Genomic DNA, 18284 nt, shown 5'->3' with positions numbered 1-18284 from the left:
CTCTCTTGCGGGGTGCAAGCCGGCGCGGGCCTGCCGGGACGGACCGCCGCGGCCCTCTTCCCTTCCGCGCCCGCTTGGATAGGGTGGCGCCCGCGTTCCACGAGGGCCCCATGACAGACGAACACCGCTTTCCCTGCGACCAGTGCGGCGCCGACTACCGGTTCGATCCGGCACGCGGGCGACTGGTCTGCGACCACTGCGGTGCCGAGGCCGAGGTTTCCCCGCCCAGCCCCTGGGAAGGCGGCATCCGCGAACTCGACTTCCGCGCCGCACTCGACAGCCAGCTTCCGCAGCAGGAGATGGAAGAAACGCGCGTCTCGACCTGCCCCAACTGCGCGGCACAGATCGAGTTCGATCCCGACAGTCACGCCGCCGAATGCCCCTACTGCGCCACGCCGGTGGTCACGGACACGGGTACGCACCGCCATATCAAGCCCCGGGCGCTGCTGCCCTTCGCGCTGGACGAACCGGCGGCGCATGCGGCGATGAAGGACTGGCTGGGCCGGCTCTGGTTCGCGCCGAACGGCCTCAAGGACTACGCCCGCCGCGGCCGGAAGATGCAGGGCATCTACGTGCCCTACTGGACCTTCGACGCGCAGACCGCCTCTGACTATGCCGGCGAGCGCGGCACCGTTTACTACACCACCCGCACCGTCATGCGCGACGGCAAGCGACAGACGGTGCGCGTCCAGAAGATCCGCTGGCGCCATGCCTCGGGCCGCGTCTCGCGCTTCTTCGACGACGTGCTGGTGCTGGCCTCGCGCTCGCTGCCCAAGAAATTCACCGACGCGCTCGAACCCTGGGACCTCGCCGCGCTGGAGCCCTACCACCCGGAATACCTCGCCGGTTTCCGCGCCGAGGGCTATCAGATCGAACTTTCCGACGGCTACACCGAGGCCCGCCACAAGATGGACCGCGTGATCGAGCGCGACGTGAAGTTCGACATCGGCGGCGACCGCCAGCGCATCCACCGCATCGACACCTCGGTCAGCGCCGTCACCTTCAAGCACGTCCTGCTGCCGGTCTGGATGGCCGCCTACAAGTACCGCGGCGACACCTACCGCTTCGTCGTCAACGGCCGCACCGGCCGCGTGCAGGGCGAACGGCCCTGGTCGGCCTGGAAGATCGCGCTTGCCGTGGCGGTGGGGGCCTTGCTCGCCGCCGTGGTGGGCTACATCGCGGCACAGAGCCAATAGAAAGGCCCCCGGATGATCCGCGTACACTACCTCGACGATTCCCGCGCCCAGCGCATCCTCTGGCTGCTCGAGGAGCTGGGCCAGGACTACGAGGTGGTCACCTACCATCGCCGCCCCGACATGCGCGCGCCCCGCGCGCTCAAGGACATCCACCCCCTCGGCAAGAGCCCGGTGATCGAGCACGACAACCGCGTCATCGCCGAAAGCGGCGCCATCACCGAGTACCTGCTCGCCCGCTTCGACCCCGACCACGCGCTCCACCCCACCCCCGGCACCGACGCCGCCCTGCGCCACGCCTACTGGCTGCACTACGCCGAGGGCTCGGCCATGCCGCTGCTGGTCATGAAGCTCGTCTTCTCCGCCATGCCCGCGCGCCTGCCCGCCCTCCTGCGCCCGCTCGGCCGCAAGATCGCCCAGGGCATGGACGAGACCTTCCTCGACCCGCAGCTGAAGGACCACCGCGCCTTCTGGGAGGCGGAACTGGAACGCGACGGCTTCTTCGCCGGGCCCGCCTTCACCGCCGCCGACGTGATGATGAGCTTCCCGGTCGAGGCGGGCCTGTCCCGCATCCCGGGCCGGACGCCCACGCCCGCGCTCGACAAGTGGCTCGAAACCATGCGCGCGCGCCCGGCCTACCAGCGGGCGCTCGACCGCGGCGGCGCTTACCGCTATGGCAAGGCAAAGTGACGACCCAAGGACCCGGACCATGATCCTCTGCTGCGGCGAAGCCCTGATCGACATGCTGCCCCGCGAAACCGCACAGGGCGACCCCGCCTTCGCCCCCCTCGCGGGCGGCGCGGTCTTCAACACCGCCATCGCGCTCGGCCGCCTCGGCGCGCCGGTGGGCTGGTTCGGCGGGCTCTCCACCGACCTCTTCGGCGACGTGCTGGCCCGCGCCATGACCGCCTCCAACGTCGACTACACCCACGCCGACCGCAGCGACCGGCCCACCACGCTCGCCTTCGTCACCCTCACCGACGGCCAGGCCCGCTACGCCTTCTACGACGAGAACACCGCCGGGCGCATGCTGACCGAGGATGACCTGCCCGAGCTTGGCGAGGAGATCACCACGCTCTTCCTCGGCGGCATCAGCCTCGCCGCCGAACCGGGGGCCGACACCTACGCCGCGCTGGCCGAACGGGCCGGCGACCGCATCGTCATGGTCGATCCCAACATCCGCCCCGGCTTCATCCGGGACGAGGCCACCTTCCGCGCAAGGCTCGACCGCATCCTCGCCCGCGCCGACATCGTCAAGCTCTCGGACGAGGACATGGACTGGCTCGGCACCACGCCGCAGGATCTCATCGCGCGCGGCACCACCGTGGTGCTGGTCACCCGCGGCGCCGAGGGTGTCGACATCGTCACGCCCAAGTCCGACGGCCACGCCGACGCCCACCCCGTCACCGTCGTCGACACCGTGGGCGCGGGCGACACCTTCAACGGCGGCTTCCTCGCGGGCCTTTCGCGCGAGGGGATCCTGACGCGCGGCGCGCTGCGCATGGCCAAGATGGAGGTGCTGGAGACCGCAGCCGCCCTCGGCACCCGCGCCGCCGCCGTCACCGTCAGCCGCGCCGGCGCCAATCCCCCGTGGGAGAGCGAACTGTGAGGGCGCTCATCCAGCGCGTCTCGCAGGCCCGGGTCGAGGTCTCGGGCGCCACGCTGGGCGAAACCGGCCCCGGCGTGCTCGTGCTGATCTGCGCCATGCAGGGCGACACGCAGGCGCAGGCCGACAAGCTCGCCGCCAAGATCGCCAAGCTGCGCATCTTCAAGGATGACGCGGGCCGCATGAACCGCTCGCTGCTCGATACCGAGGGCGGCGCGCTGGTGGTCAGCCAGTTCACGCTCGCCGCCGACACACGCAGCGGCAACCGCCCCGGCTTTTCCACCGCAGCGCCCCCGGACGAGGGCGAGAGGCTCTACGAGTATTTCGCGGCGCAACTGCAGGCGCAGGGCGTGCCCGTGGCCACGGGCCGCTTCGGCGCCGACATGCAGGTGAGCCTCGTCAACGACGGCCCCGTGACCATCTGGATGGACACCGAGGCCTGAGGGGCAGACCGATACGCACTCGCACCGAGCCGCGCATCGCAGCCGCTCGCGGTGGCCTTCCCGAGCTTTGATCACGCCGCACTAGCTGCGCAAGACCCAACCGAGCGGGACAAGGGCCGAAGGCCCGCCGGGCGAGCGCCGGACCGTCCCGTCGCACCAGAGGTGCGCCGACTATCCTGTCGGCACGCCTCCGGCGTGACGGTCTGGCGCTTTGGCAATTAAAGCATGTCGATCAGATGTCATCCGGATCTGGCCAACATAAAACACCCACCCCGAAGGTCGCAGCGCCAAACCACGGTCCGGCGCCCGCCCGGCTCAGCGCCCCACCAACCCCAGGCGCAACAGGTCCCCTCTCCCCTTGGGGGAGAGGGTTAGGGTGAGGGCTTCCGAGCGCCCGGAAATCATGCCGGGGGCATGATTTCAGCGAGGAAGGGTCGGAGACCAGGCACGCTCGGAAAACAGCCCCCCCACCAGCCGCCAAGCGCAACACATCCCCTCCCCCTGCCAGGGGGAGGGCTAGGGAGGGGGCAGGCAGTGGGACGGGGTAGCTCGGCCGCGACCCTCAGTAGGGCAGCGGATGGGCCCGGTGCACCTCGTCGAGCTTCTCCAGAAGCTCCTCGCTCAGCGTCACGTCCGCCGCTCCGAGCGACCGCTCGAGCTGCGCCACGGTGGTCGCCCCGAAGATCGACGAGGACACGAAGGACCGCCGCGCCGACCACGCGAGCGCCATGTGCACCGGATCCAGCCCGAAGTCCTCGGCCACCTTCAGGTAGGCGTCCACCGCCTCGAAGGCGCGGGGATACTTGCGCCCGCCGAGATCGCCGTTGATCGCCATGCGCGATCCCTCGGGCAGCGCGCCGCCCTGGTACTTGCCCGTCAGCAACCCGCAGGCCAGCGGCGAGAAGGGCAGCAGGCCGACCTGCTCGTTGATGAGCGCCTCGGCAAGGTCCGTGTCGGCCAGCCGGTACATCAGCGAATACTCGTTCTGCACCGACACCACGCGCGGGCCGCCGGTCTCCTCGGCCATGCGCGCCCATTGCGCCGTGCCCCAGGCGGTATCGTTCGACAGGCCGAAATAGCGGATCGTGCCCCGCTCGACTTCGCGCTGAAGCGCGCCCAGCGCATCCTGCATGTGCTGCAGGTTGGCGGCCTTGTCCTGCCCCGCCGGATCGTAGCGCCAGTTCTGGCGGAAGTGGTAGCTGCCCCGGTTCGGCCAGTGGAACTGGTAGAGGTCGATCACGTCGGTCTTGAGCCGCTTCAGCGATCCCTCGATCGCCTGCGGGATGGTCTCGGAGCTGATCGCCGTGCCCTCGCGCCAGAGCGAGCCGACACCGGCCTGCTTGGTGGCGAGGATCCAGTCGTTGCGCTTCCCGCTCTTCTCGAACCAGTCGCCGAGGATCTGCTCCGTCAGGCCGATGGTCTCTTTGCGCACCGGGTTCACCGGGTACATCTCGGCGGCATCCATGAAGTTGATGCCCGCCGCCTGCGCCATCTCGATCTGGGCGTAGGCATCCTCGGGCGGGGTCTGGTTGCCGTAGGTCATCGTGCCGAGGCACAGTTCCGAGACCTGAAGGTCGGTCCAGCCCAGTTTCCGCATCTGCATCGTCGCGTTCCCCTGTTCGTTTGCGCGCGCAGCATAGGCACCTTTGCGGCGGTGCCAAGAGCACCCTTGGTGCCTCCTTGCACGAGGTCCCTGCGCAGCGCATCTCACGGGCCCATCCCGCGGGACATTCCTAAGATCTGGTTAAGCAGAGTTATTAAGCCATTGATTTTACTGGGGTGCGCGAATGTCCCGGCCCGGGACACCCTTGGGGAGCGATTATCCCTCCGGGAAAATCGAAGGGGGCTCTGCCCCCTCCCGCCCCTTCGGGCCGGTTCACCCCCGGAGTATTTCTCCCAAGAAGAAGCTCAGGCAGACAGCCTCTCGACCACGCTCTGGGCCGTCACCCGCCCGAGGTGGTGATCGCCCTCCATCACGCTCAGCGGCCCCTCGCGCAAGAGGGGCATGACCTCCCGGATGGGGGTCTCCGCCGCGATGGACCGCTCCCCCTCGCCGGGTTCCAGAACGTCGCGGGCGGTCAGCACGCCGAGCGGGTTCATGTTGGCCACGAAGTCGGCCACGTAGTCCGAGGCGGGGTTCGAGAAGATCTCGCGCGGGGTGCCGCACTGCACGATCCGCCCGCCCTCCATGATGGCGATGCGGGCACCGATCTTGAAGGCCTCGTCGAGATCGTGGCTGACGAAGATGATGGTCCGTTTGAGTTCATCCTGAAGCTGGATCAGCTCGTCCTGCAACCGGGTCCGGATCAGCGGGTCGAGCGCGCTGAAGGGCTCGTCCATGAGCAGGATCGGCGCGTCCGTGGCGAAGGCGCGGGCGAGGCCCACCCGCTGCTGCATGCCCCCCGAAAGCTCGCCCACCTTGCGCTCCCCCCAGCCGTCGAGGCCCACGAGATTCAGCTGCCGGGCGACGCGCTCGCGGCGGTCCTCGGCCCCGGCCAGTTCCAGCCCGAAGCCGACATTTTCCGAGACCGTCCGCCAGGGCAGCAGGCCGAACTGCTGGAAGACCATGGCCACGCGGTTCTGCCGCAGCTTTCGCAGGCGGGTGGCGGAGCAGGCGGTGACGTCGACCTGCTCCTCGCCGTCCTTGACCAGCACCCGGCCGCGGACGACCGGGTTGAGGCCGTTCACGGCCCTCAGGAGTGTCGACTTACCCGAGCCGGAGAGGCCCATGAGCACCAGCGTCTCGCCCTCCTCGACCTCGAGGGAGGCATCGTGGACGCCGAGGACCTGGTCGGTGGCCTGCTGGATCTCGGCCCGGCTCTGGCCCTGATCGGCGAGCGGCAGCGCTTTCTCGGGGGCGTCGCCGAACATGATCGAGACGTTGTCGAAGGTCACGGCACTCATTTGTCGATCCTCAGGGCGCGGTCGAGAAGGATGGCGACGACGACGATGATGAGCCCCGCCTCGAAGCCGAGGCCGGTGTCGACGCGGTTGAGGGCCCGGACCACCGGCACGCCGAGGCCGTCGGCGCCCACGAGGGCGGCGATGACGACCATGGAGAGCGAGAGCATGATGGTCTGGTTCAGGCCCGCCATGATCTGCGGCAGGGCCGAGGGCAACTCGACCTTCCAGAGCTTCTGCGAGGGGGTCGCGCCGAAGGCGTCGGCGGCCTCGATCAGCGAGGTCGGCGTCGAGGAGATGCCGAGGTGGGTCAGGCGGATCGGGGCGGGCACTACGAAGATGACCGTGGCGATCAGGCCCGGGACCATGCCGATGCCGAAGAAGACGATGGCGGGGATGAGGTAGACGAAGGTGGGCAGGGTCTGCATCAGGTCGAGCACCGGCCTCAGCCAGCGGTAGAGGGCGGGGCGGTGGGCGGCGGCGATGCCGATGGGGACCCCCACCCCCATGCAGACCACGCAGGCCGAGAGGACCAGCGTGAGGCTTTCGGAGGTTTCCTCCCAGTAGCCCTGGTTGAGCACGAAGAGGAAGCCGGCGGCGACAAGGGCTGGCACCTGCCAGTTGCGGTGCAGCGCCCAGGTGGCGGCGGTGAGGATGGCGACGACGATGAAGGGATGGGGCGCCTGGAAGAGGAAGAGGATCCAGTCGATCAGCCATTCCATGGCCAGCGCCAGGCCGTCGAAGAACCAGCCGCCGTTGGCCTGCAGCCAGTCGAAGACGGCCTCGGCCACGTCGCCCACGGGGAGCTTGTATTCGGTCAGCCAGTCGAGCATCGAGGCCGGTCCTTTGCAGGGCCGCACGGGATGTCCCGGGCCGGGACATCTTTCGCGACATGAAAAATCAATGGGTTACAGAGACGGATTCACCAATCATTAGGAATGTCCCTGATCGGGTCTCGCCCGGAGAAGGCCGGAGGCGGGCACGGGGAACCCCCCGCGCCCTGCCCTGAAACCCTTACTCGAGCGCGGCCATGACGGCCTCTTTCGCGTCGCCACCGTCCTTGGTGGTCACGCCGTCGAGCCAGCCATCGAGCACGCCGGTGTTCTCGGAGAGCCAGGCGGCCGCCGCCTCGTCCGGGTCCATGCCGTCGTCGAGGATGGAGCCCATGATCTGGTTCTCCATCTCGAGCGAGAACTCGAGGTTCTGCAGCAGGGTGCCGACGTTCGGGCATTCCTCGACGAAGCCGGCGGAGGTGTTGGTGTAGACCGTCGCGCCGCCGAGGTTGGGACCGAACCACTCGTCACCGCCGGTCAGGTAGGTGAGGTCGTAGTTGGCGTTCATCGGGTGCGGCTCCCACGCGAGGAAGACGATGGGTTCGTCCCGGTCCGAGGCACGGCCGACCTGCGCCAGCATGCCCTGTTCGGAGCTTTCGCGGATGTCGAAGTCCGACAGGCCGAAGGCGTCGGCCTCGATCATGTCCATGATGAGCCGGTTGCCGTCGTTGCCGGGTTCGATGCCGTAGATGGTCTCGTCCAGCGCGTCGGCGTGATCGACGATGTCCGAGAAGTCGGCGATGCCCGCCTCGGCGCCCGCGGCGTTGGTGGCCAGCGTGTACTTGGCCCCTTCGAGGTTGGCGCGCACGGTCTCGACGCTGCCGTCCTCGCGGTACGGCGCGATGTCGGCCTCCATCGTGGGCATCCAGTTGCCGAGGAAGACGTCGACGTCGCCGTCGGCCATGGCGCGGTAGGTCACCGGCACCGAGAGCACCTCGATCTCGGTGTCGTAACCCAGCGCGTCGAGCACCTTGGTGGTTGCGGCGGTGGTGGCCGTGATGTCGGTCCAGCCCACGTCGGAGAAGGTAATGGTCTCGCAATCGGCGTAGGCGGCGGTGCCGGACATGGCGAGCGTCGCCGCGATGATGCGGGTCATGGTCATGGCAGTCTCCCTATCTTGTTGTCGCTGTCGGTTTGGCGCGCAGTGAACGCGGAAACCCGCCAGTTTGCAACCGGACTGCCATGGGGATGACCCATCGGGGGCGCCTGACACGCCCCGCGTGTGTCCGGGTGATGCGGGACCAGAGACCGGGGCCGGACAGACCCCGGCATCGGGCCCCACCGGGGAGGGTTTGCGACCTGCCCGTGCCGAGAGCAGGAATTTCGGAGGTGTGTTGCTTCCCGGGGGTCGAAATGCTGCACTGCAGCATTATTTTCCGGTCAGTAGCGCGGGACAGCGCGAGAGACACCCGATCTTCTTTGAAAGGAGACCCGACATGACCAAGCAGAACACCAAATCCGCAATGGCCGACATGCAGTCCCTGTTCGACCCGCAAGGCTACCAGGACGTCTTCAAGACATGGGCCCAGAACAGCGAGCGCATGATGGCGCTGACCACCGACGCCGCGAGCCAGTCGACCGACATCGCAAGCGAGACCGCCAAGGAAGCGTTCTCGAACCTTCGCGAGGTCACCAAGGTCCGCAACGAGCCCGCCGACTACGGCAAGGCCTTCAGCGATTTCGCGCAGAAGCAGATGGACCTGTTCATGCGCACCGCTCAGACCATGTCCGAGGTCGGCCAGAAAACCGGCGCAGAGGCGCGCGAACTGGCTACCAAGGCCGGTGAGGACATGAGCCAGAAGGCACAGTCCACCGCGCAGAGCGCCGCCGACAAGGCGACCTCGGCTGCCAAGAAGGCCGCCTGAGGCGAGAGCGTCTAAAGGCCAGAATGAAAGACGGCGGGTCCCTTCGGGCCCGCCGTTTTCATGTCTGGCGCGCGGGACGGATCGCCCGCCCCGGCTCGCGTTCAGAGCCGGTTGAGAAGCTGCGGCGTGGGCCACGCGTCGGCGGGCATGCCGAGCTGGCGCTGCACCTCGCGCACGGCGTCGCGCGTACCGGCCCCGAGGATGCCGTCGGCGCCGCCCACGTCGTAGCCGCGCGCCTGCAGCTTACGCTGGAGCTGCTGCATCTGGTTGCCCGAGAGACCCGGCTCGGGGTTGCCCGCGTCATAGACCGGCGCCCCTTCGAGCCGCGTGGCGAAATAGGCCGCGGTCAGCACGTAGGTGAAGCTCTGGTTCCACTCGAAGAAGACGCGGAAGTTCGGGTAGGCGATGAAGGCCGGGCCGTTGCGGCCCTGCGGGATGATGATCGAGGCCTGCAGGCGCCCGTCGTCCAGACGCCCGCTGCGCGCACGCACGCCCATGCGCTCCCACTCGGCCACGCTTTTGGTTTCGTGCACGCCGGTCTGGTACCAGTCGAAGTTCTGCGGCAGCTGCACCTCTTGGAGCCAGGGCTCGCCGTGCCGCCAGCCGAGGCTGGAGAGCATGCTGGCCCCGGACATCAGCGCATCAGGGGCCGAGGTCTTGAGCGTCACATGCCCGTCGCCGTCGCCGTCGACGCCGTTCTCGATGATGTCCTTGGGCAGCATCTGCACCATGCCGATCTCGCCCGCCCAGGCGCCGGAGGTGGTCGCCGGGTCGAAATCGCCCCGTTCAAAGAGCTCGAGCGCGGCGAAGACCTGCGGGCGGAAGATCTGCGGGCGGCGGCAGTCATGGGCCAGCGTCACCAGGGCGTTGGCGGTGTTGAAGTCGCCCTGCACCGCGCCGTAGTCGGTCTCGAAGGCCCAGAAGGCCAGCAGCACGCCGCGCGAGATGCCGTACTGGCGTTCGATCCGGTCGAAGACGCTGTCGTAGCGCTGCGCCATCTGGCGGCCGCGGTCGAGGCGGCTCTGGCTGATGAGCTTGCGCGAGAAGATGATGAAGGGATCCTGGAAGATACCCTGCTGGCGGTCGGCGCGCAGCACCGACTGATCCAGCGAGACCTGGCCGAAGAAGCGCGCGGCGGCCTGCGGGTCATGGCCCCGGCGCACGGCTTCCTGCTGCAGGTCGGAAACGAAGCCGGAGAAGCTGCCCCCGCAGGGCACCGACTGCGCCTGAGCGGCCGTGGCGCCCAGGACGAGGGCAAGGATCGCTGGTCTTGTGAACATGGGTCTCTCCGCCTGTTTGGCGACAAAGGTAGCAGGCAATCACGTCTCCGCAACCGGACATGGTTTGCGATTCCTTGCCGGCCCCGGGGCGCAGTAAGACAAAATTAACCAAATATTGAGGAAGATGACCCAGAACTTCGATCGACGGTCCGGCGCTTTCACAAGGACATGCCGCATGGACGTACTCATCATCGAGAGCCGCAAAGCGCTGGCCGACCTCTGGAGCCGCCATCTTGACCGGATGGGCGCCGGTGTCGTCTGTGCGACCGGCGAGGCCGAGGCGGTCGCGCATCTCGAGAGCGAGCATTTCGACGTCGTCATCCTCGATCTCGTGCTCGAGGAGGGCAGCGCCTTTGCGGTGGCCGATTACGTGGCCTACCGTGACGCGGCCACGCGGATCATCTTCGTCACCAATACCACGTTCTTCTCGGACGGGTCGATCTTTTCGCTCTTCGCCAATGCCTGCGCCTACCTGCCCCGGGCGACCCCGCCCGAGGACCTGTCGGCCATGGTGGAGCATTACGCTCGCCCGCATTGATCTTCAGGCGGCGTCGAGCCTGTCGCGTCCGTGCGGCGCCATGAGGTCGAGCACCGGGCCGATGGGGACGATCCGGTTGGGATTCACCGTCTCGTGGCTGTAGTGGTAGTGGCGCACGATATGGCCGAAATGCACGGTCTCGGCCACGCCGAGCCACTGGTAGAGCTCGCGCAGGTAGCCCCAGAGCGCGGGGAAATCGACGATCCGGTTGCGATTGCACTTGAAGTGGCCGTGGTAGACCTTGTCGAAGCGGATCAGCGTGGTGAAGAGCCGCCAGTCGGCCTCGGTCACGCGGTCGCCCATGAGGTAGCGGTTGCCCGAGAGCCGCTCCTCCAGCCAGTCGAGCGTCTCGAACAGCGGGAAGACCGCCTCCTCGTAGGCATCTTGCGTGGTGGCGAAGCCGGCCTTGTAGACCCCGTTGTTGACCGTGTCGTAGATCCGCGCGTTCACCGGCTCGATGTCCTCGCGCAGGTATTGCGGCCAGTAGTCGTCGTGGTTGCCGGTGATCTCGTCGAAGGCGCTGTTGAACATGCGGATGATCTCGGCGCTCTCGTTCGACACCATCGTCTCGCGCTTGCGGTCCCAGAGCACCGGCACCGTGACCTTGCCCGAGACCTGCGGATCGGCCTTGGTGTAGATGTCGCGCAGGTAGGGCAGGCCGTACAGGCGGTCACCCGTCGCCCCGTCGAAATCCGTACCGAAGGTCCAGCCCTCGTCGAGCATGTCGGGATGCACCACGCTGACGCCGATCAGGTCATCCAACCCCTTGAGCTTGCGGAAGACCAACGCCCGGTGCGCCCAGGGACAGGCATAGCTGACATAAAGATGGTAGCGGTCGGGCTCGGCGCGGAAGCCGCCTTCGCCGGTGGGCCCGGCGCTGCCGTCGGCGGTGATCCAGTTGCGGAAGCCCGTGTCCGAGCGCACAAAGGCCCCGCCTTCGTTGCGGGACGTGATCGATCCCTTTTCCCACTTGCCGTTGACGAGCTGACCCATGGTGCCTCTCCTGGTGCCTCTCCTGTTCGCTTGAGAGGAAACCTAGGCTGCGCCCGGGGTTTCTCAAACAAGGGCCACAGCGCAGCCTCCCTGCGCAGCCGCACAGGCGGCGGATCAGGCGCCCAGCACGGTGCCCTTCGGGACCCTGTGGCCCAGCAAGAAGGTCGCTGCATCCTGCGCGCCGCGCCCCGCCCGCTGCGCGCGCGTCACCTGCACGGCACCCTCTCCGCAGGCCACGCTCAGCGCGTCGTCGAGAACCTCGCCCGGCGCGCCATCCCCGGGCACCACACGCGCCCCCAGCAGCTTGATGCGGTCGGTGCCATGCTCCGTCCAGGCCCCCGGAAAGGGCGCAAGCCCGCGGATCTGGCGCGACACCGCCTCGGCATCCTGCGTCCAGTCCACGCGCGCCTCGGCCTTGTCGATCTTGGAAGCATAGGTCACGCCGTCCTCGGGCTGCGCCTCCGGCACCAGCGCGCCGAGGTTGTCCAGCGCCTGCACGATCAGCCCCGCGCCCATGGCGCTCAGCCGGTCATGCAATTCCGCCGTGGTCTCCTCGGTCCCGATCTCCGTCTCCTCGCGCAACAGCACCGGCCCGGTGTCGAGCCCCGCCTCCATCTGCATGATGCAGATGCCGGTCGTCTCGTCGCCCGCAAGGATCGCGCGGTGGATCGGTGCCGCCCCGCGCCAGCGCGGTAACAGAGAGGCATGGATGTTCAGGCAGCCCCGTTCGGGCGCATCGAGGATGGCCTGCGGCAGGATCAGCCCGTAGGCCACCACCACTGCCACCTCGGCGCCCAGCGCCGCGAACTCGGCCTGCTCCTCCGCGCCCTTCAACGATGTCGGATGCCGCACGGGCAGGCCCAGCGCCTCGGCCCGCGCCTGCACCGGGGTGGGCCGGTCCTTCTTGCCACGGCCCGCCGGGCGCGGCGGCTGGCAGTAGACACAGGCGACCTCGTGGCCGGCCTCGACCAGAGCCTCCAGCACCGGGACGGAAAAATCGGGTGATCCCATGAAGATCAGACGCATGACAGGCCCTCCGCTCAACAGGGTTCAGGCATGGCCCCGCCCGATCCGGATCGCAAGCCCCGCGCGCTTCTTCTTGGTCCAAATACTCCGGGGAGTCGCCCGGAACGGGCGACGGGGCAGAGCCCCTGCCTCGCCCGCCGCAGGCACGACCGCCTCAGAGGCGCGCCTTGCGGAATCTCTTCAGGATCATCTCGCGCTTCACCCGGCTCAGACGGTCGATGAAGACATGCCCGTCGAGGTGGTCGATCTGGTGCTGCACCGAGGTGGACCAGAGCCCTTCGAACTCCCGCTCGGCCTGCGCGCCGCCTTCGTCGAGGTAGCGCACGCGTACCTTCGCCGGGCGTTCGATCTTGGCCGAGACGCCCGGCAGGTTGGGGCTGGCTTCCTCGTGGGGGCGCATCTCGGCCGAAGCCCAGAGAAGCTCGGGGTTGGCAAGCCGCACCGCCTGCCCGCCCGTATCCGAGCCGTCGACCACGGCAAGGCGCAGCATCACGCCGATCTGTGGCGCGGCGAGGCCGACGCCGGGCATGGCCACCATGGTGTCGACCATGTCGTCCCATATCGTCCGGATCTCGTCCGTGACTTCCGTGACCGGCTCGGCGGGCGTGCGCAGCCGCTTGTCGGGCCACATGACAAAGGGGCGCGGGCTCATACCCCCGGTCCGGCCCCGGGTCCGGGATCGGGCTTGTCGGTGATGAGCACCCCGTCGAGGTGGTCGCGTTCGTGCTGCACGCAGACCGCGTCGAAGCCCTCAAACCGCGCCTCGTGCCAGTGGCCGGACAGGTCCTGCCAGCGCAGGTCCACCCAGGCGGGCCGCGCCACGCGGCGGGGCGTGTCGGGGATCGACAGGCAGCGTTCCTCGTGCGGGACAAGCTCTTCCGCCGCGCCGATGATCTCGGGGTTCACGAAGACCTGCGGCGCGGGCGTGCCCTCTTTCCAGGTGGTGTCCATGACGAACAGCCGCCGGGTCACGCCCACCTGCGGCGCGGCAAGGCCCCGGCCATGCGCGGCGTAGAGCGATTGCAGCATGTCCACGGCCAGCACGCCCAGCGCGCCGTCGAACACCTCGGCCGGTTCGCACATGGTGCGCAGCGCCCGGTCGGGATCAAGCAGGACCGCAAGCCGAGTCATCAGCCAGCCGCCCGGGCGCGCTCTTTCTTGAGCTTGAGCATCTTGCGGGTGATCATCTGGCGCTTCAGCGGCTTGAGGTAGTCGATGAAGAGCTTGCCATCGAGGTGGTCGATCTCGTGCTGGACGCAGGTGGCCCAGAGCCCGTCGAAGTCCTCGGTCTGCAGGGTCCCGTCGCGGTCGAGCCATTCGACCGTGACCTCGGCGGGGCGCTCGACCTCGGCGTATTGATCCGGGATCGAGAGGCAGCCTTCCTCGTAGGTGCTGCGCTCGTCCGAAGCGGCGATGACGCGCGGGTTGAACATCACCAGGGGACGCGGGGCGGCGCCTTCTTCCTTGACGCAATCGAGCGTGATGAGGCGTGTCGAGACGCCCACCTGCGGCGCGGCCAGCCCGATGCCCGGCGCGTCGTACATGGTTTCGAGCATGTCGTCGGCCAGCTTCCGCAACTCGTCGGAGATGTCCTCGACGGGCGGCGCGGCCTTCTTGAGGCGCGGATCGGGATGGATGAGGATGGGCCGTTTCATGGGGCTGATGTAGGCAAAAGAGGGCTCTGGAGCAAGCGAGGGTGTGACGTCATTACTCGGCGCCGCCACCGCCCTCGGCGCGCTTCTTCTTGATCATGGCGAGCCGCTCCTGGATCAGGCCCTTGCGGCGGTTCTGGTAGGCGGTGATGAGCGGCAGCGAGACGTAGTAGGCGACGCTGGCGGCGATCAGGCCGGGGATGATTCCCCCGATCATGTAGGGGAAGAAGACCTCGTGATAGAAGATCGACAGCGCCGACCAGTTGGCCTCGGTGTCGTTGAACATCGCCTCGAAGTTGCCCCAGAGATCGCGGCCGGCCATGACGAACTTTTCGCCCAGCCCCCCGTGTTCGGGATCGTCCTCGAGCCCGAGCATCCAGTAGCCGGTGGTGAGCGAGATCACCCCGATGGGCACGTAGGTGAGCGGGTTGCCCACGAAGGTGGCCAGCAGCGACGCGATGACATTGCCGCGCATCATCATCGCAATGCCGGCGGCGATGAAGAAATGAATGCCGTAGAAGGGCGTGAAGGTGGTGAACACGCCGGCGAAGATGCCGCGCGCGATGCGGTCGGGCGGATCGGGCAGACGGTTGACGCGGTGCTTGATGTAGACCGCGGCGCGGCCCCAGCCGCCGCGGGGCCACATCGCCTCGAAGACGATACGCCACAAGGGTCGTCTGTCGCGCCTCTTGAACACGGGGACCCGTCCCTTTCCAGTTCGCTGCGTTCGCTTACTCGGCCGCGTCGGGCATCGCCGTCAGGCCCGGATCACGGCGGCGTGCCACCGCGGCCACGTTGCTTTCCGCATCCAGGGTCACCATCACCGAATGCAGCTGCTCCGCGTCGCTTAGCTCTACATCCATTAACAAACGATAGAAATCCGGCTTTCGATCCAGGAAGCGCAGGTCCGAGATATTGGCCTTCCGCTCGCCGATCAATGTGCAAATCCGACCAAGTACGCCCGCGTCGTTGGTGATCACGAGTTCGAGCGAAACGGGATAGACCGCGGGGTGGCGGCCCTCGGCCCAGTGGAGGTCGAGCCAACGTTCGGGTTCGTCCTCGTATTCGGCCAGGCGGGTGCAGTCGATGGCGTGCACCTGCACGCCCTCGCCGCGATGGGCGATGCCGACGATGCGTTCGCCGGGGAGCGGCTGGCAGCAGGGTGCGCGTTCGAAGCCCTGGCCGTGTTCGAGGCCGACGACGGCGCGCTTGGCCTCGACCTCGGAATCGTCGTCAGGGACGAGGTCGGGATAGACGGCGTCGACCACCTGCCGGGCGGTGATCTCGGCGCTGCCGAGGCGCGCCAGAAGCGTGTCGGTGTCGGCGACGCCCAGCGTGCGCGCGGCGGTGGCGAGCGCCTTGTCGGTGGCCTTCTTGCCGACGTTCTCGAAGGCAGCGCGGGCGAGTTCGTGGCCGAGCTTGATGTAGCGGCCGCGGTTGGCCTCGCGCAGGGCGCGGCGGATGGCGGTCTTGGCCTTGCCGGTGGTGGCGATATCGAGCCAGGTGGCCTGCGGGGTTTGGCCCTCGGCTGTGATGATCTCGACCGACTGGCCGTTCTTGAGCCGGGTCCAGAGCGGCACGCGGATGCCGTCCACCTTGGCGCCGACACAGGCCGAGCCGATCCGGGTGTGGATGGCGTAGGCATAATCGAGCGGCGTCGCGCCCTTGGGCAGCTTCACCACGTCGCCCTTGGGCGTGAAGCAGAAGACCTTGTCCGAGTACATCTCGAGCTTCACGGCCTCGAGAAATTCCTCGTGGTCCTCTTCGCTGCTGAACTGTTCGGTCAGCGAGGAGATCCAGCGCGAGGGATCGACGGCGAAGGGGTTCTCGGCCCGGACCCCGTCGCGGTAGGACCAGTGCGCGGCCACGCCGGTCTCGGCCACGTCGTGCATCTGGCGGGTGCGGATCTGCACCTCGACCCGCTTGCCGTCACGGCCCGAGACGGTGGTGTGGATCGAGCGGTAGCCGTTCGATTTCGGGTTGGAGATGTAGTCCTTGAAGCGGCCGGGGACGAGCTTCCAGCGGTGATGGATCACGCCCAGCGCGGTGTAGCAGTCGGCCTCGGTCCGGGTGATGACACGGAAGCCGTAGATGTCGGACAAGCGCGAGAAGCCGATCTTTTTTTCCTGCATCTTGCGCCAGATGCTGTAGGGCTTCTTGGCACGACCGAAGACCTCGGCCTCGACCCCGGCCTCGTCGAGTTCATGACGCATGTCGCTGGTGATCCGGTGGATCACGTCGCCCGCTTCCTTCTGGAGCGTTATGAAGCGGCGGATGATCGAGCTGCGGCCCTCGGGGTTCAGCACGCGGAAGGCGAGATCCTCGAGCTCTTCGCGCATGGACTGCATGCCCATGCGTCCGGCGAGGGGCGCGAAGATGTCCATCGTCTCGCGCGCCTTCTGCATCTGCTTCTCGGGCTTCATGGCGCGGATGGTGCGCATGTTGTGAAGCCGGTCGGCGAGCTTGACCAGGATCACGCGCAGATCCCTGGACATGGCCATGAGCAGCTTGCGGAAGTTCTCGGCCTGCTGGGTTTCGGAGCTGGAGAGCTGCAGGTTGGTGAGTTTGGTCACGCCGTCCACGAGGTCCGCGACCTCACGGCCGAACCGCTCGGAAATTTCCTGGTAGGTGGAGCGCGTGTCCTCGATCGTGTCGTGCAGGAGCGCGGTGACGATGGTGGCATCGTCGAGCTGCTGCTCGGTCAGGATCGCGGCAACGGCGACGGGATGCGTGAAGTAGGGCTCGCCCGACTTGCGCATCTGCCCGTCGTGCATCTCGCGGCCGTAATCATAGGCCGCGAGGATCAGGTCCGCATTGGTACGTGGATTGTAATTGCGAACGAGCGCGACAAGGTCTTCGGCGGCAATCATCGTGCGCCACTCTCCCTCGACGCGTGGTGCGCGATCACCCCTGGCCCTGGGCCTCCATGAGCGCGCGCAGCAGTTTCTCTTCGGACATGTCGTCCTCGGCCGGCTTGTCGGGCTCGGCGCCCATGAGCAGGGCCATGGCGTCGTCCTCGGGCTCGTCGACCTCGATCTGGGTCTGGTTCGACTCGATCAGACGCTCGCGCAGCTCGTCGGCGGACTGGGTTTCCTCGGCAATCTCCCGCAGGGCGACGACCGGGTTCTTGTCGTTGTCGCGATCGACGGTGATCGCGGCACCGGAGGACACCTCGCGCGCCCGGTGGGCGGCAAGCAGCACCAGCTCGAACCGGTTGGGCACCTTGTCGACGCAATCTTCCACTGTGACGCGGGCCATGTGACGCTCCCTCCTGAGGATCGGCTTGGAAAAGGCTGGGATAACGCTGACGCGGCCGGAATACAAGCATGATTCGCCCACTGTGCTCCGGCGGGGACTTCACCTTTGCGGGATCACCTCGGCCAAGGCCACAGGATCCAGAGCCTGCGTCATTTCCGCCACTGTCCACGAAAGAAGCGGATGGCTCCAGTCCGCGGCAATGTCGCGCAGGGGCACGAGAACGAAGGCCCGGTCCTGCAACCGGGGGTGTGGAAGCACGAGATCGTCGGGTGCGTCGTGCAGGCGCCGCTCCTCCGGAAGGTGGCGCCACCTTTCCTGCGTCGCGGTGTCAGGCCAGACCGTGTCATCCGCCGCGAGCAGGTCGAGATCGAGGCTGCGGGCCCCCCAGCGCTGCACGCGCTGGCGTCCGAAGGCTGCCTCGACGGCATGCAGACGCTCAAGCATGGCACGCGGATCGGCGGGCCCGTCCACCGCGGCGCAGGCGTTCACGTAGTCGGGCCCCGCGCCGGGCGGAAAGCAGGGCGTGACGAAAAACCGGCTGAGACGGCGTAGGCGCAGCCCCTCTGTCGCCATCGCGAGGAAGCCTCCGCGCAGCGTTTCGGACGCGTCACCCTCGGCAGATCCGAGGTTGGAACCTGCAGCCACAAGATACGTTTTCGACGTAGGGGAAATGGTTGACCTCTTGTGTCAGGTAGC

General features: G+C 67.7%; 20 protein-coding genes. 6 read left to right on the top strand and 14 right to left on the bottom strand.

Features of this window, described 5'->3' with window-relative positions; genetic code table 11:
* Positions 1–110 precede the first annotated feature (110 nt).
* From C8N44_RS09055 to dtd, 4 genes are read left to right on the top strand one after another with little or no spacing between them, the layout of a single operon-like run.
* The gene (locus C8N44_RS09055; protein WP_107975870.1) at positions 111–1196 is read left to right on the top strand and encodes a TFIIB-type zinc finger domain-containing protein; all 1086 of its coding nucleotides are present in this window, start codon (positions 111–113) and stop codon (positions 1194–1196) included.
* A gap of 12 nt (positions 1197–1208) precedes the next feature.
* Positions 1209–1883 carry a glutathione S-transferase family protein gene (locus tag C8N44_RS09050; RefSeq protein WP_107975869.1) on the top strand — a complete coding sequence of 225 codons (675 nt, stop codon included), beginning with the start codon at positions 1209–1211 and terminating at the stop codon, positions 1881–1883.
* A 19-nt stretch (positions 1884–1902) separates the two neighbouring features.
* Positions 1903–2802, top strand: a complete 900-nt coding sequence (locus C8N44_RS09045) for a carbohydrate kinase family protein (RefSeq protein ID WP_107975868.1) — start codon at positions 1903–1905, stop codon at positions 2800–2802.
* Entirely contained in the window at positions 2799–3242 is a 444-nt protein-coding gene (dtd, locus tag C8N44_RS09040; protein WP_107975867.1) for a D-aminoacyl-tRNA deacylase, read from the top strand. The genes C8N44_RS09045 and dtd overlap by 4 nt, the downstream gene beginning before the upstream one ends.
* A gap of 562 nt (positions 3243–3804) precedes the next feature.
* Here the strand turns inward: dtd and C8N44_RS09035 are convergent.
* The 4 genes from C8N44_RS09035 to choX form a co-directional block, all read right to left on the bottom strand.
* The gene (locus C8N44_RS09035) at positions 3805–4845 is read right to left on the bottom strand and encodes an aldo/keto reductase (protein ID WP_107975866.1); all 1041 of its coding nucleotides are present in this window, start codon (positions 4843–4845) and stop codon (positions 3805–3807) included.
* A 305-nt stretch (positions 4846–5150) separates the two neighbouring features.
* A complete protein-coding gene (gene choV, locus C8N44_RS09030; protein WP_107975865.1) occupies positions 5151–6146 on the bottom strand; it encodes a choline ABC transporter ATP-binding protein in 996 nt (331 codons plus the stop codon).
* Positions 6143–6976 carry a choline ABC transporter permease subunit gene (gene choW, locus C8N44_RS09025; protein ID WP_107975864.1) on the bottom strand — a complete coding sequence of 278 codons (834 nt, stop codon included), beginning with the start codon at positions 6974–6976 and terminating at the stop codon, positions 6143–6145. Before choW ends, choV begins: the two co-directional genes overlap by 4 nt.
* Before the next feature lie 181 nt (positions 6977–7157).
* The gene (gene choX / locus C8N44_RS09020; RefSeq protein WP_107975863.1) at positions 7158–8078 is read right to left on the bottom strand and encodes a choline ABC transporter substrate-binding protein; all 921 of its coding nucleotides are present in this window, start codon (positions 8076–8078) and stop codon (positions 7158–7160) included.
* A gap of 334 nt (positions 8079–8412) precedes the next feature.
* Between choX and C8N44_RS09015 the strand changes: the two genes are divergently transcribed.
* A complete protein-coding gene (locus C8N44_RS09015; protein WP_107975862.1) occupies positions 8413–8841 on the top strand; it encodes a phasin family protein in 429 nt (142 codons plus the stop codon).
* A 101-nt stretch (positions 8842–8942) separates the two neighbouring features.
* Here the strand turns inward: C8N44_RS09015 and C8N44_RS09010 are convergent, their stop codons facing one another.
* Positions 8943–10121, bottom strand: coding sequence for a lytic murein transglycosylase (locus C8N44_RS09010; RefSeq protein WP_107975861.1), 1179 nt, complete (start codon positions 10119–10121; stop codon positions 8943–8945).
* 175 nt (positions 10122–10296) lie between these two features.
* On the opposite strand from C8N44_RS09010, the gene C8N44_RS09005 reads away from it, so the two are divergent.
* The gene (locus tag C8N44_RS09005) at positions 10297–10659 is read left to right on the top strand and encodes a response regulator (RefSeq protein WP_107975860.1); all 363 of its coding nucleotides are present in this window, start codon (positions 10297–10299) and stop codon (positions 10657–10659) included.
* A 3-nt stretch (positions 10660–10662) separates the two neighbouring features.
* On the opposite strand, the gene C8N44_RS09000 is transcribed toward C8N44_RS09005, so the two are convergent.
* The 9 genes from C8N44_RS09000 to folK all read right to left on the bottom strand — a co-directional run bounded on the left by C8N44_RS09000 (position 10663) and on the right by folK (position 18233).
* Entirely contained in the window at positions 10663–11652 is a 990-nt protein-coding gene (locus C8N44_RS09000; protein WP_107975859.1) for a glutathione S-transferase family protein, read from the bottom strand.
* Between the two features lie 114 nt (positions 11653–11766).
* The gene (fmt, locus tag C8N44_RS08995; protein WP_107975858.1) at positions 11767–12678 is read right to left on the bottom strand and encodes a methionyl-tRNA formyltransferase; all 912 of its coding nucleotides are present in this window, start codon (positions 12676–12678) and stop codon (positions 11767–11769) included.
* A 154-nt stretch (positions 12679–12832) separates the two neighbouring features.
* Entirely contained in the window at positions 12833–13330 is a 498-nt protein-coding gene (gene def, locus C8N44_RS08990; RefSeq protein ID WP_107975857.1) for a peptide deformylase, read from the bottom strand.
* A complete protein-coding gene (def, locus tag C8N44_RS08985) occupies positions 13327–13809 on the bottom strand; it encodes a peptide deformylase (protein WP_107975856.1) in 483 nt (160 codons plus the stop codon). The genes def (C8N44_RS08990) and def (C8N44_RS08985) overlap by 4 nt, the downstream gene beginning before the upstream one ends.
* On the bottom strand, positions 13809–14333 hold the full coding sequence (gene def, locus C8N44_RS08980; RefSeq protein ID WP_107975855.1) for a peptide deformylase: 525 nt from the start codon (positions 14331–14333) through the stop codon (positions 13809–13811). The genes def (C8N44_RS08985) and def (C8N44_RS08980) overlap by 1 nt, the downstream gene beginning before the upstream one ends.
* 52 nt (positions 14334–14385) lie before the next feature.
* A complete protein-coding gene (locus tag C8N44_RS08975) occupies positions 14386–14976 on the bottom strand; it encodes a DUF2062 domain-containing protein (protein WP_107975919.1) in 591 nt (196 codons plus the stop codon).
* A gap of 85 nt (positions 14977–15061) precedes the next feature.
* Entirely contained in the window at positions 15062–17200 is a 2139-nt protein-coding gene (locus C8N44_RS08970; protein WP_107975854.1) for a RelA/SpoT family protein, read from the bottom strand.
* A 34-nt stretch (positions 17201–17234) separates the two neighbouring features.
* Complete coding sequence (rpoZ, locus tag C8N44_RS08965; protein WP_107975853.1) at positions 17235–17588, bottom strand: DNA-directed RNA polymerase subunit omega; 354 nt, start codon at positions 17586–17588, stop codon at positions 17235–17237.
* Between the two features lie 99 nt (positions 17589–17687).
* Positions 17688–18233 carry a 2-amino-4-hydroxy-6-hydroxymethyldihydropteridine diphosphokinase gene (gene folK / locus C8N44_RS08960; protein WP_244641045.1) on the bottom strand — a complete coding sequence of 182 codons (546 nt, stop codon included), beginning with the start codon at positions 18231–18233 and terminating at the stop codon, positions 17688–17690.
* Positions 18234–18284 lie beyond the last annotated feature (51 nt).

This window comes from Allosediminivita pacifica (assembly GCF_003054175.1).
In the GTDB taxonomy this organism is placed as follows: Bacteria; Pseudomonadota; Alphaproteobacteria; order Rhodobacterales; family Rhodobacteraceae; genus Allosediminivita; species Allosediminivita pacifica.
The sequence above is the reverse complement of the archived record's forward strand: the minus strand, read 5'-3'. Positions and strand labels throughout refer to the sequence as shown.

Excerpts from the sequence above, each read along its gene's own strand:
- C8N44_RS09045 (WP_107975868.1), top strand. The coding sequence starts at position 1,903 with ATGATCCTCTGCTGCGGCGAAGCCCTGATCGACATGCTGCCCCGCGAA.
- C8N44_RS09055 (WP_107975870.1), top strand. The coding sequence starts at position 111 with ATGACAGACGAACACCGCTTTCCCTGCGACCAGTGCGGCGCCGACTAC.
- C8N44_RS08970 (WP_107975854.1), bottom strand. The coding sequence starts at position 17,200 with ATGATTGCCGCCGAAGACCTTGTCGCGCTCGTTCGCAATTACAATCCA.
- choV (WP_107975865.1), bottom strand. The coding sequence starts at position 6,146 with ATGAGTGCCGTGACCTTCGACAACGTCTCGATCATGTTCGGCGACGCC.
- C8N44_RS09010 (WP_107975861.1), bottom strand. The coding sequence starts at position 10,121 with ATGTTCACAAGACCAGCGATCCTTGCCCTCGTCCTGGGCGCCACGGCC.
- C8N44_RS09005 (WP_107975860.1), top strand. The coding sequence starts at position 10,297 with ATGGACGTACTCATCATCGAGAGCCGCAAAGCGCTGGCCGACCTCTGG.
- C8N44_RS09015 (WP_107975862.1), top strand. The coding sequence starts at position 8,413 with ATGACCAAGCAGAACACCAAATCCGCAATGGCCGACATGCAGTCCCTG.
- choW (WP_107975864.1), bottom strand. The coding sequence starts at position 6,976 with ATGCTCGACTGGCTGACCGAATACAAGCTCCCCGTGGGCGACGTGGCC.
- choX (WP_107975863.1), bottom strand. The coding sequence starts at position 8,078 with ATGACCATGACCCGCATCATCGCGGCGACGCTCGCCATGTCCGGCACC.
- def (WP_107975856.1), bottom strand. The coding sequence starts at position 13,809 with ATGACTCGGCTTGCGGTCCTGCTTGATCCCGACCGGGCGCTGCGCACC.
- C8N44_RS08975 (WP_107975919.1), bottom strand. The coding sequence starts at position 14,976 with ATGTGGCCCCGCGGCGGCTGGGGCCGCGCCGCGGTCTACATCAAGCAC.
- rpoZ (WP_107975853.1), bottom strand. The coding sequence starts at position 17,588 with ATGGCCCGCGTCACAGTGGAAGATTGCGTCGACAAGGTGCCCAACCGG.
- C8N44_RS09000 (WP_107975859.1), bottom strand. The coding sequence starts at position 11,652 with ATGGGTCAGCTCGTCAACGGCAAGTGGGAAAAGGGATCGATCACGTCC.
- def (WP_107975855.1), bottom strand. The coding sequence starts at position 14,333 with ATGAAACGGCCCATCCTCATCCATCCCGATCCGCGCCTCAAGAAGGCC.
- def (WP_107975857.1), bottom strand. The coding sequence starts at position 13,330 with ATGAGCCCGCGCCCCTTTGTCATGTGGCCCGACAAGCGGCTGCGCACG.
- C8N44_RS09035 (WP_107975866.1), bottom strand. The coding sequence starts at position 4,845 with ATGCAGATGCGGAAACTGGGCTGGACCGACCTTCAGGTCTCGGAACTG.
- C8N44_RS09050 (WP_107975869.1), top strand. The coding sequence starts at position 1,209 with ATGATCCGCGTACACTACCTCGACGATTCCCGCGCCCAGCGCATCCTC.
- fmt (WP_107975858.1), bottom strand. The coding sequence starts at position 12,678 with ATGCGTCTGATCTTCATGGGATCACCCGATTTTTCCGTCCCGGTGCTG.